Annotated in this window: 11 protein-coding genes; 9 read left to right on the top strand and 2 right to left on the bottom strand. The window is 62.5% G+C overall.

Annotated elements, in window-relative coordinates; all coding sequences use genetic code 11:
- Positions 1 to 39: 39 nt before the first annotated feature.
- Positions 40 to 1,029: a GntR family transcriptional regulator gene (locus tag SC318_RS05625; RefSeq protein ID WP_320429976.1), complete on the bottom strand. Its 990-nt coding sequence runs from the start codon at positions 1,027 to 1,029 to the stop codon at positions 40 to 42.
- Positions 1,030 to 1,371: 342 nt separating this feature from the next.
- On the opposite strand from SC318_RS05625, the gene SC318_RS05630 reads away from it, so the two are divergent.
- The 9 genes from SC318_RS05630 (at position 1,372) to SC318_RS05670 (ending at position 13,822) form a co-directional block, all read left to right on the top strand.
- Positions 1,372 to 2,703, top strand: coding sequence for an amidase (locus SC318_RS05630; RefSeq protein ID WP_320429977.1), 1,332 nt, complete (start codon positions 1,372 to 1,374; stop codon positions 2,701 to 2,703).
- Positions 2,704 to 2,715: 12 nt separating this feature from the next.
- Entirely contained in the window at positions 2,716 to 3,594 is an 879-nt protein-coding gene (locus tag SC318_RS05635; RefSeq protein WP_010212857.1) for a polysaccharide deacetylase family protein, read from the top strand.
- Positions 3,595 to 3,744: 150 nt separating this feature from the next.
- Positions 3,745 to 5,085 carry an MFS transporter gene (locus tag SC318_RS05640; RefSeq protein WP_320429978.1) on the top strand — a complete coding sequence of 447 codons (1,341 nt, stop codon included), beginning with the start codon at positions 3,745 to 3,747 and terminating at the stop codon, positions 5,083 to 5,085.
- A 10-nt stretch (positions 5,086 to 5,095) separates the two neighbouring features.
- The gene (locus tag SC318_RS05645; RefSeq protein WP_320429979.1) at positions 5,096 to 5,857 is read left to right on the top strand and encodes an SDR family NAD(P)-dependent oxidoreductase; all 762 of its coding nucleotides are present in this window, start codon (positions 5,096 to 5,098) and stop codon (positions 5,855 to 5,857) included.
- A 184-nt stretch (positions 5,858 to 6,041) separates the two neighbouring features.
- A complete protein-coding gene (locus tag SC318_RS05650; RefSeq protein ID WP_320429980.1) occupies positions 6,042 to 6,791 on the top strand; it encodes an SDR family NAD(P)-dependent oxidoreductase in 750 nt (249 codons plus the stop codon).
- Positions 6,792 to 6,804: 13 nt separating this feature from the next.
- Positions 6,805 to 7,107, top strand: a complete 303-nt coding sequence (locus SC318_RS05655) for a hypothetical protein (protein ID WP_306491781.1) — start codon at positions 6,805 to 6,807, stop codon at positions 7,105 to 7,107.
- Between the two features lie 117 nt (positions 7,108 to 7,224).
- On the top strand, positions 7,225 to 8,199 hold the full coding sequence (locus SC318_RS05660; protein WP_320429981.1) for a CobW family GTP-binding protein: 975 nt from the start codon (positions 7,225 to 7,227) through the stop codon (positions 8,197 to 8,199).
- A complete protein-coding gene (locus SC318_RS05665) occupies positions 8,196 to 9,371 on the top strand; it encodes an ABC transporter substrate-binding protein (protein ID WP_320429982.1) in 1,176 nt (391 codons plus the stop codon). The genes SC318_RS05660 and SC318_RS05665 overlap by 4 nt, the downstream gene beginning before the upstream one ends.
- A 308-nt stretch (positions 9,372 to 9,679) precedes the next feature.
- Entirely contained in the window at positions 9,680 to 13,822 is a 4,143-nt protein-coding gene (locus tag SC318_RS05670) for a glycosyltransferase family 32 protein (protein WP_320429983.1), read from the top strand.
- An 86-nt stretch (positions 13,823 to 13,908) separates the two neighbouring features.
- Here the strand turns inward: SC318_RS05670 and SC318_RS05675 are convergent, their stop codons facing one another.
- Positions 13,909 to 16,326, bottom strand: coding sequence for a glucose/quinate/shikimate family membrane-bound PQQ-dependent dehydrogenase (locus SC318_RS05675; RefSeq protein WP_320429984.1), 2,418 nt, complete (start codon positions 16,324 to 16,326; stop codon positions 13,909 to 13,911).
- Between the last annotated feature and the right edge of the window lie 380 nt (positions 16,327 to 16,706).

The following is a 16,706-nucleotide window of genomic DNA, read 5'->3' on the forward strand; positions in this document are numbered from 1 at the left end:
CCATCGGGGGCAAGCCCCCTCCCACATTTGGCCTGTGAGTCAGCTGATTTTGTGCAGGTACGCGGGAAGGGGCTGCTCCGGCAACACCGAAAGCACCTTCAACCGCTGCAGCATCCTCTGGCTTGCCCGCTGCAGATGCTCACGCAGGTTCAACGCCGCCGCATCGAACGCGCCATGCAACAGCAGCTCCAGAATCAACCGATGTTCAGCCAGCATCGCCGGATCGGCGCCGATGCCCAGCAATCGATGGAAGATCCGGCTGATGATCATCGGGCTCTGGCCCTGGCGGATCAGCGCGGCGATCTTGCGGTTCTGCAGGCCGGCGAGGCAGCGCTGGTGCAAGTCCTCTTCGATCTGTTCGATGGCTTCCAGGCTGCAGTGCGGGTTCTCCTGAGCGTCCATGACCCGCTGCAGCATGGCTTGGAGGGCGTGCCGGTCGAGGTCCGGCGCGCTCTGGCGCAGGGCCTCGGGTTCCAGGCAGGCGCGCAGTTCGTAGTCTTCGATGACTTCCCGCGCGGTCAACGGCCCGGCCAGCCATTGGGAGTAGGGCTCTTTCTCCACCAGGCCACGGTCGCGCAGGCGCATCAAGGCCTCGCGCACCACGGCGCGGCTGACGCCGTAGAGGTCGGCGGCGGCTTGTTCGTCCAGGCGGTAATGGCCGAAGGCGATGCAGGTGGACAGTGCCGCGCCGATTTCCTCGACGATGCGCTCGCCCAATGGCCGGGTGTCCACCAGATCGCCCTCGCCATTAAGACCCAGATGTGCAGGACTCAGGGGCAGGCGCAACGGTTCGACGGCCAAGCCTTCAGGATTGATCAGGTAGCCGCGGCCGTTGAAGCGGCAGATCAGGCCCTCCTCGTGCAGCAGGTCCAGCGCCTTGCGCACCGGCACGCGGCTGGTGCCGAACAGCTCGGCCAGCGGTGCTTCCAGCAGCACAAGCCCATGGCGCGCGGTGCCGTTGACGATCGCGTCACGCATCACCGTGTGAATCATCGCGTAACGGGAGGCCGAGGCGGACACTGTTTTCATCTGCATCTCTGGGTCAAGAATTCTGAGGCGTGGCGAAGCCCGGGATTCTCTCATAGATGGGCCTGTCACTCTGCGCCACGTCGGTGGCACTTTTCTGGGGCCTTTCGCGCCAGCCTGTTACCTTTTTGCACCAAAATGTATTTATTAATAAAAGATACATTATTTCCCTAGAGGCTTGGCTCAGCACCTGCCTCTAATTATTTTGCGTCGTTTGAAGGCTTCTATCCCGTGGTTATGGGTAAGGCGCGCAGTCAACGAGGCAGGGTCCGACAAGAGACTGGCACGAAAGCTGCCTGCTTAAAACGTACATTTTATAAATATATACGTTTTAAGGTGATCTCGATGTCAGACGCCACCTCCATGGCCGAAGCGTTCGCCAGTGGTCGCAGCGACCCGGTGCAAGTCCTTGAACAGGCGCTCGTGCACGCGAGCACGGCGCCCAGCGTGTTTATCTCCTTGACCACCGAGCGTGCGTGGCGGGAAGCCGAAGCGTCCGCGGCACGCTGGCGTGCCGGCCAACCGTTGAGTGCGTTCGACGGCGTGCCCCTGGCCTGGAAGGACCTGTTCGACGTGGCCGGCAGCATCACCACCGCAGGCGCTGGCTATCGCCGCCAGGCGCCGGCCGCCTTGCTCGATGCGCCCAGCGTGGGGCTGTTGTGCTGCGCCGGGATGGTCAGTATCGGCAAGACCAACCTCAGTGAACTGGCGTATTCCGGCCTGGGCCTGAACCCGCACTTCGGCACGCCCCACAACCCGAACAGCCGCGATCAGCCAAGGATTCCCGGCGGTTCCTCATCAGGTTCGGGCGTGGCGGTGGCGGCCGGTATCGTGCCGATTGCCATGGGCACCGACACCGCAGGCTCGATCCGCATTCCCGCCGCGCTCAATGGCGTGGTGGGCTACCGCAGCAGCTGCCGCCGCTACAGCCGCGACGGCGTATTCCCCTTGGCCCGCAGCCTCGACAGTCTCGGCCCGCTAACCCGCAGCGTGCGCGATGCACTGGTCATCGACGACCTGCTCCATGGCCGCGTGCGAACCCATATCGCCCGCAGCCTGAAGGGCCAGCGTTTCGTGCTTGAGCAAGGCGTGTTGCAAGACGTCGAGCCAGCCGTGCGCGACAACCTGCTGCGCGCGGCGGACCAGCTCAGGGCCTGCGGTGCGCTGGTGGACGAGCGGCCCTGTGCCACGTTCCAGGGCACCCTCGATTTGATCCGTCAGCACGGCTGGCTCGGCGCTTTCGAAGCGTTCGCCCTGCACCAGGCCTTGCTCGACAGCCGTGACGCCGAGCAACTCGACCCGCGTGTGCGCCGACGTCTCGAAGCCGCCCGGGCCTTGCCGGCCAGCCAGTTGATCCACCTGACCGATGCGCGCCGGCGCCTGCAGCACCAACTGAGCGACGACCTTGACGGCGCTCTGCTGATCACCCCGACGGTCGCCCACGTCGCCCCGGCGCTGGCACCGCTGGAAGCCGACGACGAACTGTTCGTCAGCACCAACCTTGCGACCCTGCGCCTGACCATGCCCGGCAGCCTGCTCGACATGCCGGGGGTCAGCCTGCCCAGCGGCCGCGATGCCCTCGGCCTGCCCACCGGTCTGCTGCTCAGCGCCCCCTGTGGCGAGGACGCGCGCCTGCTCAGGGCCGCGCTGTCGGTCGAAACCGCCCTCAACCCTTGAAGGAGACACACCATGGCTAAAGACATTCTCTGTGCATTCGGCGTCGACGTGGACGCCGTCGCCGGCTGGCTCGGTTCCTACGGCGGTGAAGACTCGCCAGACGACATCTCCCGCGGCCTGTTCGCCGGTGAAGTCGGCGCGCCGCGCCTGCTCAAACTGTTCGAGCGCTACGGCCTGCGCACCACCTGGTTCATCCCCGGCCATTCGATGGAAACCTTCCCCGAACAGATGAAGGCAGTGGCCGACGCCGGCCACGAAATCGGCGTGCACGGCTACAGCCACGAAAACCCCATCGCGATGACCGCCGAGCAGGAGGAAATCGTCCTGGATAAATCCATCGAACTGATTACCCAGGTCACCGGCAAACGCCCCACCGGCTACGTCGCGCCATGGTGGGAGTTCAGCAAGGTGACCAACGAGCTGCTGCTGAAAAAAGGCATCAAGTATGACCACAGCCTGATGCACAACGACTTCCACCCCTACTACGTGCGCAAGGGCGACAGCTGGACCAAGATCGACTACAGCCAGCACCCCGACACCTGGATGAAACCTCTGGTGCGCGGCGAGGAAACCGACCTGGTGGAAATCCCGGCCAACTGGTATCTCGACGACCTGCCACCGATGATGTTCATCAAGAAAGCCCCCAACAGCCATGGCTTCGTCAACCCGCGTCACCTGGAAGAGATGTGGCGCGACCAGTTCGACTGGGTCTACCGCGAACACGAGCACGCGGTATTCACCATGACCATCCACCCCGACGTGTCCGGCCGTCCGCAGGTGCTGCTGATGCTTGAGCGCCTGATCGAACACATCCAGAGCCATGCCGGCGTGCGCTTTGTCACCTTCGACGAAATCGCCGACGACTTCATCCGCCGCCAACCCCGCACCTGACCCCAACCCTGAACCCTGTAGGAGCGAGCTTGCTCGCGAAAATCGTCAATGACGACGCGGGCAGTCTGGATGCTCGCGGCGCTCATGGATTCTTCGCGAGCAAGCTCGCTCCTACAGGGAGGGCAATCCCAATTCCTTGAGGCGCGCTCCATGTCTATCTACAACAAGCTTGACCTGACTGGCTGGAAACCCCGGCAATTGACGTCCCAGGAAGTGCGCTTCGCCACCTGGATCGCGTTTTTTGCCTGGGTGTTCGCGGTGTATGACTTCATCCTGTTCGGCACCTTGCTGCCGGAGATCGGCCGACACTTTGGCTGGGGTGAAGTGGAGCAAGCGCAAATCGCGACCTGGGTGGCGGTGGGCACGGCGGTGGTCGCGTTTGCCATCGGGCCTATCGTCGACAGGCTGGGGCGGCGTCAGGGGATCATCTTCACCGTGGCCGGTTCCGCGCTGTGCTCGGCGCTCACCGCGATTGGCGGGGCGTGGGGCAAGTCGCCGCTGATCCTGATTCGCTCGCTGGGTGGCCTGGGGTATGCCGAAGAAACCGTGAATGCCACTTACCTGAGTGAGCTGTATGGCGCCTCGCAAGACCCGAAACTGACCAAGCGTCGCGGGTTCATCTACAGCCTGGTGCAGGGCGGCTGGCCGGTCGGCGCGCTGATCGCCGCCGGACTCACTGCACTGCTGCTGCCGATTATCGGCTGGCAGGGCTGTTTCATCTTCGCCGCGATCCCGGCCATCGTGATTGCAATCATGGCGCGCAAGCTCAAGGAGAGCCCGCAGTTCCAGATTCACCAGCGCATCAGCCAGCTGCGTAAACGCGGCGCGGTGAGCGAGGCGCAGAACGTGGCCGCCACCTACGGCGTGGACTATGACGAACACAGCAAGGCCGGCCTCAAGGCCGCGTTCCGTGGCCCGGCCCGCCGCGCCACCCTGGTGATCGGCGCCGCGCTGCTGCTCAACTGGGCGGCGATCCAGGTGTTCAGCGTGCTCGGCACTTCGGTGATCGTCAGCGTGCACCACATCTCGTTCGAGAACTCGCTGATCATCCTGGTGCTGTCGAACCTGGTGGGCTATTGCGGCTACCTGAGCCACGGCTGGATGGGCGACAAGATCGGCCGACGCAACGTGATCGGCCTGGGCTGGATGCTCGGCGGCCTGGCATTCGCCGGCATGCTGTTCGGCCCGAGCAATATGCCGACGGTGGTCGGGCTGTACAGCCTGGGCCTGTTCTTCCTGATCGGGCCGTATTCGGCGGCGCTGTTCTTCATCAGCGAAAGTTTCCCCACCAGCATCCGCGCCACCGGTGGCGCGATCATCCATGCCATGGGGCCGATCGGCGCCGTGGTGGCCGGGTTTGGCGCCACTCAGGTGTTGTCCGCCGGCAGTGACTGGCAGACCGCCGCGCTGTGGTTCGGCGCGCTGCCGTGCTTTCTGTCCGGCGCCTTGATGTTTGCCGCACGCCATGTGCGTCCGGAAACCGTTCTGTAAGGAGTTGCCGATGAACCGTAAAGTTGCCTTGATTACCGGTGCCGCCAGCGGCATCGGCCAGGCCCTTGCCGTGGCCTATGCGCGCAGCGGCGTGGCGGTGGCAGGCGGGTATTACCCGGCCGACCCCCACGACCCGCACACCACCGTTGCCTTGGTGGAAGAAGCCGGTGGCGAATGCCTGATGCTGGCGCTGGACGTGGGCGACAGCGCCTCGGTGGACGCCCTGGCCGAGCACGCGGTGCGGCATTTCGGACGCCTCGATTATGCAGTGGCCAATGCCGGGTTGTTGCGTCGTGCGCCGTTGCTGGAAATGAGCGATGCGTTGTGGGACGAGATGCTCAATGTCGACCTCACCGGAGTGATGCGCACCTTCCGCGCCGCCACGCGGCACATGACCGAAGGCGGCGCGCTGGTGGCCATTTCGTCGATTGCCGGTGGCGTATATGGCTGGCAGGACCACAGCCACTACGCGGCGGCCAAGGCCGGGGTGCCGGGGTTGTGTCGTTCGCTGGCGGTGGAGCTGGCGGCCAAGGGCATTCGGTGCAATGCGGTGATCCCCGGGTTGATCGAGACGCCGCAGTCATTGGATGCGAAGAATTCGCTGGGGCCTGAAGGGTTGGCCAAGGCTGCAAAGGCGATCCCGCTGGGCCGGGTAGGGCGCGCCGATGAAGTGGCGTCGCTGGTGCAGTTTTTGACCAGCGACGCCTCGAGCTACCTGACCGGGCAAAGCATCATCATCGACGGCGGCTTGACCGTGCGCTGGCCTGACTGAAGGTACTCAACCCAAAAGTGTGGGAGGGGGCTCACTGTTCCCACTGACTCTACTCAACCCAAAAATGTGGGAGGGGGCTTGCCCCCGATGGCGGTGCCTCAGGCAAGCCAGCAGTGGCTGAACCACCGCTATCGGGGGCAAGCCCCCTCCCACAAGGACCGCGTTTTACCATGGAGGAACTGCCATGCTCCAACTGACTAATCGCCGCGCCGTCATCACCGGTGCCGGCAGCGGCATCGGCGCCGCCATCGCCCAGGCTTACGCGGTTGAAGGCGCACGCCTGGTGCTGGCCGACCGCAACGCGGCGAGCCTCGCTGAAATCGCGATCACCTGTCGCAACCTCGGGGCGGAGGTGGTCGAGTGCCTGGCCGATGTCGGCACCGTCGAAGGCGCCCAGGCCGGCGTTGACCGATGCGTCGAGCACTTCGGCGGTATCGATATTCTGGTCAACAACGCCGGTATGCTGACCCAGGCACGGTGCGTCGACCTGACCATCGCTATGTGGGACGAGATGCTGCGTGTCGACCTCACCAGCGTCTTCGTCGCCAGCCAGCGTGCCTTGCCCCATATGCTCGCGCAGCGCTGGGGGCGGATCATCAACGTCGCCTCGCAGCTGGGCATCAAGGGCGGTGCCGAACTGAGCCATTACGCGGCAGCCAAGGCCGGGGTGATTGGCTTCACCAAGTCCCTGGCCCTGGAAGTGGCCAAGGACAATGTACTGGTCAACGCCATCGCCCCCGGGCCCATCGAAACCCCGCTGGTGGGCGGCATCAGCGACAGCTGGAAACGCGCCAAGGCCGCCGAACTGCCGCTGGGCCGCTTCGGCCTGGCGGACGAAGTCGCGCCTGCCGCCGTGCTGCTGGCCAGTACCCCGGGCGGCAATCTGTTCGTCGGCCAGACCCTGGGCCCGAACGCCGGCGATGTCATGCCATGAGCGGGGCCTGACCATGTGCGGACTGTGTGGCTTGCTCGGCGAAGACCTGCACTGGAGCGACCCTCTGGGCGACGCGCTGCCCAGACGGCGCGAGCGCCTGCGCCGGATTGCGGCGATCAACCAGGTGCTGGCGGTGTTTCGGCTCAAGGTCGAGGACTTCCAGGGCGCCTCCTATCTGCTGCTCGGCGCCACTGGCAAACAGGCACTGGCCAGCGGCCTGGATCAACTCTGGCAGGCGGCCGAAACCATGCTCGGCCGGCCGCTGGATCCCCTCGACCCCATCCTGCTCGACCACTTGGAGCACCCCAAACTGTAGGAGCGAGCTTGCTCGCGAAAAACTAGCAGGCGACGCGGAGCATCTGTTAGCGCTGCGTCATCGTTGACGATTTTCGCGAGCAAGCTCGCTCCTACAGAGGCAGTGGAGATAGAAAAAATGAGTATTGCACTGAATGTCGTCACCGGTTTCCTTGGCAGCGGCAAGACCACCTTACTCAAGCGCCTGTTGCAGGGCGAAAGCCTGGGCGACACTGCGTTGCTGATCAACGAGTTCGGCGATGTCGGCATCGACCATCTGCTGGTGGAAGAAGTCGCGCCGGACACCGTCCTGCTACCCAGCGGCTGCGTGTGCTGCTCGATTCGCGGCGAGTTGAAGGACGCGTTGCTGGGCCTGTTGCAACGCCGTGAGCGCGGCGAAATCCCGGCCTTCAAGCGGGTGATCCTGGAAACCACGGGCCTTGCCGACCCCGCGCCGATCCTCGCCACGCTGAACAACGACGTGCAACTGCGCGGGCGTTTTCATATCGGCCTGGTGATCACCCTGGTCGATGCCAGCCATGCTGCCCTGCAAGAGCGTCTGCACCCGGAGTGGCTGGCCCAGGTGGCGGCGGCCGACCGGTTGCTGTTGAGCAAGACCGACCTGGTCGACGATTGCACCGCGCTGCGCGAGCACCTGCACGCCCTTAACGCCGGTACGTTGATCCTCGAGACCCAGGCCATTCACAGCGGCGATCAACTGCTGCTCGGCGAAGGCGTGCGCGGCGCCGAGCCCGCCGTGGAGGTCAGTCGCTGGCAGCTGCATCAACCGGTCACGGCCCGCCACGGCGCGGCGCAGGTGTGCTGCCTGACCTTCGAGCAACCGCTGGACTGGGTCGGGTTCGGGGTGTGGTTGTCGATGCTGCTAAGATGCCACGGCGAACGAATCCTTCGCGTCAAAGGACTGCTCAACGTGAACGCAAGCTCGGCCCCTATCGTCATTCATGGCGTGCAGCACTGCCTGCATGCCCCGGTGCATCTGCCTGCCTGGCCTGGCACCGAGCGCCAGTCGCGCCTGGTGTTCATCCTGCGCGGCCTCGACCCTGCGCTGTTGCGCCGTTCCTTTGATGTGTTCGCGCGGCGGTTCGCAGCATGATCACACTGCGCGTGCTCGGCACCTCCGTGACCTTGCTCGAATGCCTGCGCGTGCGCGCCGAGCAGGAGCTGGGCATTCGCCTGGTGTACCAGGTGCATGATGTGGAACAGGCCCAGCGTATCGCGGTGATGCAGCCCGACAGTTACGACCTGTACGACCAATGGTTCCACAACGTCGACTTCGTGTGGCCGGCGCGGGCGATCCAGCCCATCGACACGCGGCGCATCGCGCTGTGGCATGAGATCAACGATCTGCCCAAGCGCGGCCGACTGTCGCCCAGCGACCGCCTGGGCAGCGGCAGCGTGCCGAGTGAGCGGCTGTTCGTGCAGCATGACGGCAGCCTCGGCAGCAGCGTGACCGAGCGCATCAGCATGCTGCCGCTGACCCACAACGCCGACAGTTTTGCCTATCGCCCGGAACGTCTGCCCGTGGGCTTCTGCCACGGCAATGAAAGCTGGGGATGGCTGCTGGACCCTGCGTGGCGCGCGCGCACGGCGCTGCAAAGTGACGCCGCCATCGGTGCGCTGGATGCCGCGCTGGCGGTGCAGGGTGCGGGGCTGGCGCAGTTCAAAGACATCGGCAACATGAGCATCGAGGAAATCGACGTGCTCGCCGGGATTCTGGTGCGCAAGCAAAAGGAGGGGCACTTCGCGGCGTTCTGGTCCGACGATGAAGAAGCCGCGCAACTGATGCTCAGCCCCAGCATCGACATCCAGAGCCTGTGGTCACCCACCTTGATGCGCCTGCACCGTGCCGGCGTGAAATACCGGCTTGCCGTGCCGCGAGAAGGCTATCGCGCCTGGTTCGGCGGGTTGTCGTTGTCGCGCCATGCCCAGGGCCCGGTGCTGGATGCGGCCTACGCCTACCTCAATTGGTGGTTGTCCGGCTGGCCGGGTGCGGTGATGGCGCGCCAGGGTTACTACATCGGCAACCCGGCGCGCAGTCGCGACCACCTGAGCAGCGCCGAGTGGGATTACTGGTATGCCGGCAAGCCCGCGCGCGAAGAGCTGCCGGGCAGCGATGGCCTGCCGCTGATCGACATCGGCGAAGTGCGTGACGGTGGCTCCTATGAGCAGCGCATGGGGCACATCGCCGTGTGGAATTCGGTGATGGATGAGCACAACTATCTGGTGCGCCGCTGGGGCGATTTCATGCGCGCGCGCTGCCTGTAAGCGCCTACCCCGGCAGGCGTGGACGTGTGCCTGTTCAAAGATCCGACGACATATCGGCTAATAAGTGTTCTTCGCTTTTTCTCGCATGCGTCAACACAAAGGGAGGCGGTTGATTTTTCTACCGCCATCCTCAGCGAGATACGAATATGAACGTTCCTCCATCGAATCCTAATTCTTCATTTGTGCACTCGAATTTGCCCCTGCCCCGGTCCGTACCCAACGAACCGCTGTCGCAGCCAGACCAGGCCAGCGAAACCGAAAGCACATCGGGCCCTGCCCGGCCTGCAGTACAGCGGCTTCGACGCAGTGTGGCTGCCGTAGCAAGCGACGTGACGCCGCCAGTTGTGAGTCCAGCCCCCCGCCAAACACCGCCAGCCAGCCCGCAGCTGGCGGACCGCTGGAAAGAGCGGGCCGGTAACACGCATAACCTGGTGAGTTTGAATAGCGCTTTAAACCAGATTCGGCAAGCCATCGAAAAAGATCCAGGGCTGGATCTGCCCACGTTGTTGCAAAATACCCGTGTAAATATTCACTCGCTGTCGACCTTTGGGCAGGCGAATAAAATCAAGCCTGGTGAGCAAGTGCCCATCGCGTGGTACCTGAGTGAAAACAAGCTGTATGTTCCGCAAAATCTCGAGCAACTGGCAAACCTGATCGAAGTGAATGCCCGGCCATTGCCTGAGCCTAAATCGCGAGGCAACTATTGGGGGCTGTTGTCCAGGCCCATCACCCTTGATAGCGCACAGAAAACCCAGCTGCGAGCAATGGTGGCCGAGCATATGGGGCAATTGTCGCCCGGGCAGGGGACGTTCAATGTATTTCAAGCCAGGCATGGCGCTGAAGCGAGAGGGCTGAGCACGGCGGGAACGCTGGCCAAGATGATCGAAAGCGCCGAGATGCAAGACCTGGGCAAAAAACTCGAGGCAGCGTTTGATGGCGTCTCGACGCCCGACAGCGCTACCGAATGGGCTCTCACCGCCATGGTTCTGGAGCTTGACGCCAAGGCTGGCGACAAGCGCGGTGTAGTGGCCGGCTATGACCTGAATCAACCCGCCAATTGGGGCGTGCACCCTTCGGTGGTAGCGGAGCGTCTGGTCCAACACCTGGTGGACAAGCACCAAGTCGCTGCCGAGATGGCGCCCGCCGCCGCCCGATTGCTGCTGATGGGGGCGGCGCCGGCGTTCATCGTCGCGGACATGCCTGCCAACCTGGTGGTTGGATCCGCAGCCTGGGCGAGGTTGACGGCAGCCGTTGAGGCCTGCGAGCAGTGGAGCCCAGGTATTGCCGAGCAAGAAAACTTTCAGACACTCATGGCGCGGGCCGAACACAGCCCGGTCTCCGAGGCCCAGGCGCTTGTCCAGGACAAAGCCCAGGCCCACGCATTGATCGAATGGGGAATTGCCAAGGGCAAAATTGCTCGACAGGAGGACGACGCCTATACGCCCGCGGCCGTGGCGGCGCTTCGCGATGCCTTCAATGCGGGCCTCACTGCGCAGAAAAAAGCCCACGACCAACTGAGCGCCCCTATGCCAAACCGCAGGGAAATGGCGCTTGAGCAACTCAAAGAAAGCTTCGGCATTGATGGGCCCTTTGATGTCCGCGATATCCGCATCGCCAAGTCAAATGGCAACGAAAGCGAGTACCACTCGCTGCTGGATATCTACATGGCGGGTAAAACGGACCGTATCGTAAAGGGACACCTTTTTGATTTCTCGATAGGCTCCACGAATAGAAAGTATTTTCGGGTCAGGCCGCTCCCCGATATCAATCAGATGTTTGACAGCCGGATGGATAATTACCTTCGCGGTATGAAGGAGGCCATCACCCAGGTCGTTGTAAAACTGCAGTCCGATCTTCCAGACGCAGACAAGAAAACCATCGCGTCGGGCCACGTCGAGTTTTTTTCCTTGCGCAAAGCCAGTGCCGCACAAGCCGCAGGCGAAGAGTCGGCAGCAGAGGCGCAAGCCGCCAAGGCACGTTACGGCCTGCTGATGCGGGTGAAGTCGAAGATAGACCCGAACGGCAGTGACCGCGATCACAAGAACGTCCGCTATGTCTATTACGAAGTGTTCCCCCTGCAAGGGCTGATCCGTCCTCGTCATGACTTGCCCAGGTATCTGCCGAACCCGCCTCCCAGGGTGTCTAATCCCGAAAACTATGAAACGACCCAGGCCAAAGGCGTTGACGTCGCGGTTGATTACGAGGCCTATGAAAATGGCACGTCGCCGCAGGTGGGAAAATGGTCCGGCGGGTTGTTGACCGAAGCGATCAAGGGCGTTTCTTTGCCGGAACTCAGGCCGGGGCAGCAAGTGAGTACCGCGACGGATGCCGAGGCGCGTTTTGCAACCATTGGCGCGGTGGTGGCCGACCATCTGCTGCACTCGCGAGAAGCGATCAAAGCCGCCGCCAAAGGTGTGACAGAGGTGGAAAAGGAAGAGGGCAGCATCACCGCCGCCTACAACTTCGTGACGGGGCTGGTGCCGTTCTGGAGTGCTATGGAGAACGTTCTTAAAGGCAACACCAGTGCTGCGGTCAAGGACGCCGCACTCGATATCTTCGGTTTCGTCATCCCGTTTGGCAAAGGGGTCGGCCAAGCGGGCAAGGCGTTGGGCAGGGCCGGCGAAAAACTTGGCACGCGTGCGTTCAAGGCGTCGGATGTTTTACTGAAGGCTGCGTTTGGCGGCCTGAACCCCGGCGATGGTCTGGGCACTCTTGCATTGAAGGGCCTGCAAGGAGCAAAAACGCTGCTGCAAACCACGTTTCGAGAGCTGCAGGTGCTGCGTCAGCAGGGCGGCAATATTGCTTCTTACGCCAAGACCTTTGGCGTCGTCGACGGCGAGATGAAAGTGGCCGGCGCAGCCTCCGGTGTAGTGGGCGTGACGGCCAAGCGCCACGCAGGTCAATGGCATGCCTACGATTTGAAAACCGGGCAGGTCTACGGCCCGCCTCTGAAAGACTTTCGCGCGCTCCAACCGCGCCAGGGCGCCGTGAACGCTGTCGATAATGCCCTGTTCAATCGCTACGCCGTCAGCACGGCGAGGGTGGCCGGGTTAACTCCCGACAGCCAGGGCATCTATCGAGCGACGGACAACCGGCTGTACATCCGCAATGTTGATGAATCCGGCCGTGCGGCTGTTTTTCAGGTGCGCGAGGTTGGCAGCGCGGCCGATCAAACGACGGTACAAGCGCGCCTCATCAATCCCAGGACCAATCGGCAGACCGAGTTTGTGATAGGTCGCAACGCGGCAGGCGAGTGGCAGCGCCTGGGGTTGTCTGGGGGCACTCCGGTAACCGCCAAGGGGGTTTCCATCGAGCTGCCCATGGAAGAAGTCACGCGTAAAATCAGGCCCGACGGCCAGGTCGTATTCAGTGCCAGTGACAGCCATACGATGCGGTTCGATGTTGAGCTGGGCGCCTGGCGAGCAATGCATGGCAATCAGGTGCGCTGGCGAACAGGGCCTTATCAATGGGAGTCCGGCTCGGTGGAGGAGTACCTGAAAGCCAAGGACACGCTGCCCAAGTCGAGTACCGTTGAAACCATCAACTTCACGCTGCCGCGTATTCCCGATGCTGTCGCACCGATACCCAAAGAGATCAACTACCTGTGGATGGGCGGCCTGCTGCCGCCCCATCGGTTGGAGAACATAATAAACAATGCCAACAAAACGCCCGGCTACAAATCAGTTGTCAACGTGGACGCGGACACCCCTGAGGTGTTCCAGCAAATCAAGGTTGCACTTGAAGGCAAGGCGAGCAACCTTGAAGTCCGTAATTTGAATGAAAGTGATGTCTTCGCGCGGCTCAAGGCATCGGAGAGCGGCGAGGTCTACGAGTATTTCCGACATGGCCCCAAGGAAAACTATGCGGCGGCTTCGGATTGGCTTCGTTATAAGTGGAATAACGAGTTCGGCGGCATTCACCTCGACAGCAATAACATCATCATGGCCAAGGTCGACGGCCTTGAACTCAACGCGGCCCCTGGCCAAGTGTTGATGAACACGCATGTGAACAAGGACAGTGTGGGGTTTGAAGGCTATAACAACAGCGTGTTCGCCAGTCACAAAGACAACCCGGTTCTTCAGGAAATGAGTGCGACGTTGTACGAGCGCTTTAAAGCGAACAAAGCGTGGCTGGACAGCAATCGACCGTATTTGCCGGATCGTCCAACCGCGCTGGAGCAGCAAGCATTCGATGCGTATGAAAAGAGAATTTTCGAAATCACTGGGCCCATCATGATGAACGATGTTCTGGAGAAGAACATGGGTGATGCCTATCACCTAAGCTGGGTGACGGCACGACCGGACCTGGAAGGCGTCATCCTGCCCAAGGCGGAGCTGGAACACCTGTCCACTGCGTTCAACCACTACTTGCCGTTTCGCGGCAAAGTGCCGGTTGATATTGGTTCCGATACCACTATGGCCAAGCCACCGGCATCCCGCACGAACCTGTAACGCAGGCGTAGATGTGCATCAGTAAGCAATTGAAAAAGGCGGCTACCCATGCAGGTAGCCGCCTTTGTTTTACCGCCGGGTACCGCTTAATCCGGCAGTTTGAACGCCATCACATAGTCACCCTGCTTGGTGCCCAGCGAACCGTGACCGCCGGCCATGACCAGCACGTATTGCTTGCCGTTCTTGCCGGTGTAAGTCATCGGGGTGGTCTGCGCGCCTGCTGGCAGGCGGCCTTCCCACAGTTGCTTGCCGTTTTTCACGTCATAGGCACGCAGGTACTGGTCAAGGGTGCCGCTCAGGAACGCAACGCCACCCGCGGTGGTGAACGTACCACCGAGGCTAGGCACGCCCATGGTCAGCGGGATCGGAACCGGCGAGCTGTCACGCACGGTGCCGTTCTTGTGCATCCAGATGGTTTGGTGGGTGGTCAGGTCGACCGCGGCCACATAGCCCCATGCTGGTGCCTGGCACGGCAGGCCCATCGGCGACAGCAGCGCTTCGAGGATCACGCCGTATGGCGCGCCTTTGTTCGGCTGTACGCCTTCGGTTTCGCTGACGCGTGGGCCTTGCTTGGCGATCTCGGCAGCCGGGATCAGCTTCGATTTGAACGCCATGTAGCTTGGGTTCACGAACGCGATCTGGCGAACCGGGTCAACCGAGATGCCGCCCCAGTCGAACACGCCGAAGTTGCCTGGGTACACGATCGAGCCTTGCAGCGATGGCGGGGTGAACGGGCCGTCGTAGCGCATCGACTTGAAGTCGATCCGGCAGATCAGTTGGTCAAATGGCGTCACGCCCCACATGTCACGTTCCTTGAGGGGCGGTGGCATGAAGTTCAGGTCGGACTTGGGTTGGGTAGGGGACGTGCGGTCGCCCGCGACTGCGCCCTGTGGCACCGGGATTTCATTGATCGGCACGACCGGTTGGCCGGTGGCGCGGTCGAGCACGTAGATGCTGCCTTGCTTGGTCGATGCCATCACCGCTTGCTTGACGCCGTCAGCGGTCTTGATGTCGATCAGCGAAGGCTGGCCGCCCACGTCCATGTCCCACAGGTCGTGGTGGGTGAACTGGAAGGTCCACTTCACGTGGCCGGTGTCGATGTCCAGGGCGGTCAGGCCAGCGGCGTATTTCTCGGAGTCATCGGTACGGTCGCCGCCATACTGGTCGGGCATCTGGTTGCCCATCGGCAGGTACAGCGTGCCGAGTTTTTCATCCACGGCGAACATGGACCACATGTTCGGCGAGTTGCGGGTGTAGGTCTTGCCCTCGGCCAACGGGGTGGTGTCGTCCGGGTTGCCGCTGTCCCAGTTCCACACCAGCTTGCCGGTGTGCACGTCGAACGCGCGGATCACGCCGCTTGGCTCGTCGGTGGAAACGTTGTCGGTCACGTGACCACCGATCACGACCAGGTTTTTGGTCACGGCCGGTGGCGACGTGGAGTAGTAACCGCCTGGGGCGAAGCTGCCGATGTTGGCGCGCAGGTCGACCTGGCCTTTGTCACCGAAGTCTTCGCACATCTTGCCGGTGTCGGCGTTCAGGGCGATCAGACGGGTGTCGGCGGTTGGCACGAAGATGCGTTTCGGGCAGGCGGTTGGCGCGGCGGCCGGGCTGGCGCTGCCGGTTGGGCTCTGCTCGGAGGCGTAGACGGCGTCATCGTGGTACGACACGCCACGGCAGGTCATGTGCGCCCAACCCTTGAAGTTCTCAGCACCCTGGGTGGTGATCTTCGGGTCGAAACGCCAGATTTCCTTGCCGGTGTCCGGGTCCAGGGCGATGACCTGGCTGTGCGGGGTACACACGTACAGCATGCCGTTGACTTTCAGCGGGGTATTTTCCGCGGTGGTTTCACCGGGGTCGCCCGCGCCAGGAATGTCACCGGTACGGAAGGTCCAGGCCGGCACCAGCTTGTGAGCGTTTTCCGGGGTGATCTGCGCCAGTGGCGAGTAACGGTCACCGAAGGCCGAACGGCCGTAGGAATTCCAGTCACCATCAGCCTGGCTCGGTGCAGCGCTGGCCATGCCTGGCACTGCATCGCGGTCCAGTTGGCCGGTCTTGACCATTTCACCCGGGTTGGTGAATTGGCTGGCCAGGGCGGTAGCGCCCGCCAGCACCACGGCCACGCTCAGCGCGCCGGTGCCCAGCGGCGCGGCTTGACCACGCAGCAACGGACGGCGAAACCACGGCAGCAACATGACGATGCCCAAGGCGAACAGCAGGGCCAGGCGCGGTACCAATTGCCACCAATCCAGGCCGACTTCCCACAGGGCCCACACGGTACTGGCGAACAGCACCAATGCGTACAGGCCCAGCGCAGCGCGGCGGGTAGCCAGCAGCAAAACGCCAGTCAAGGCGATGCCGATACCGGCCAGCAGGTAATACAGCGAGCCGCCGAGCATGCTCAGCTTGACCCCACCGGCCAGCAAGGCCAGCCCCATGATCAGCAGCAAGACACCCAGCAACCTGGGCAGCAGGCGGCTTGGGCTTGAGGCACCATCAGTGCTCATAGTGTGTTTCTCCGTTACGTTGGAATTATGTAACCCCGTGCTTCACTGTAGATGACGATTCGTCACGGGCTTGGTTCATCGTTTTTTTTGGTTTTTTCCCTGAATAACCGGGTTATCCACGGGCGGGCAATAAACCCCCGAGCGCAGGCCGATTTAAGACAGCGCTGTCTCTGCATGAAGGGAGATTCGGCAAATGGGGTCGACCGGGAGGTGAAGCGTTTCAGGTTGTTGCGAAGGATAATGCGGCGGGGCGTTTAGAGAAAGGGTGAATCGCAAGATGCATCATTTCAGATTTGGTAACAGTGACAGATAGTCGCTGCAAATGAGAGTGTGGGAGGGGGCTTGCTCCCGATAGCGGTCTGTCAGTCAGGAATGTGCCG

The organism is Pseudomonas sp. MUP55, from assembly GCF_034043515.1.
Classification (GTDB): domain Bacteria; phylum Pseudomonadota; class Gammaproteobacteria; order Pseudomonadales; family Pseudomonadaceae; genus Aquipseudomonas.

Coding starts and splice junctions, on each gene's coding strand:
- SC318_RS05625 (WP_320429976.1), bottom strand. CDS start 1,029: ATGAAAACAGTGTCCGCCTCGGCCTCCCGTTACGCGATGATTCACACG.
- SC318_RS05630 (WP_320429977.1), top strand. CDS start 1,372: ATGTCAGACGCCACCTCCATGGCCGAAGCGTTCGCCAGTGGTCGCAGC.
- SC318_RS05635 (WP_010212857.1), top strand. CDS start 2,716: ATGGCTAAAGACATTCTCTGTGCATTCGGCGTCGACGTGGACGCCGTC.
- SC318_RS05640 (WP_320429978.1), top strand. CDS start 3,745: ATGTCTATCTACAACAAGCTTGACCTGACTGGCTGGAAACCCCGGCAA.
- SC318_RS05645 (WP_320429979.1), top strand. CDS start 5,096: ATGAACCGTAAAGTTGCCTTGATTACCGGTGCCGCCAGCGGCATCGGC.
- SC318_RS05650 (WP_320429980.1), top strand. CDS start 6,042: ATGCTCCAACTGACTAATCGCCGCGCCGTCATCACCGGTGCCGGCAGC.
- SC318_RS05655 (WP_306491781.1), top strand. CDS start 6,805: ATGTGCGGACTGTGTGGCTTGCTCGGCGAAGACCTGCACTGGAGCGAC.
- SC318_RS05660 (WP_320429981.1), top strand. CDS start 7,225: ATGAGTATTGCACTGAATGTCGTCACCGGTTTCCTTGGCAGCGGCAAG.
- SC318_RS05665 (WP_320429982.1), top strand. CDS start 8,196: ATGATCACACTGCGCGTGCTCGGCACCTCCGTGACCTTGCTCGAATGC.
- SC318_RS05675 (WP_320429984.1), bottom strand. CDS start 16,326: ATGAGCACTGATGGTGCCTCAAGCCCAAGCCGCCTGCTGCCCAGGTTG.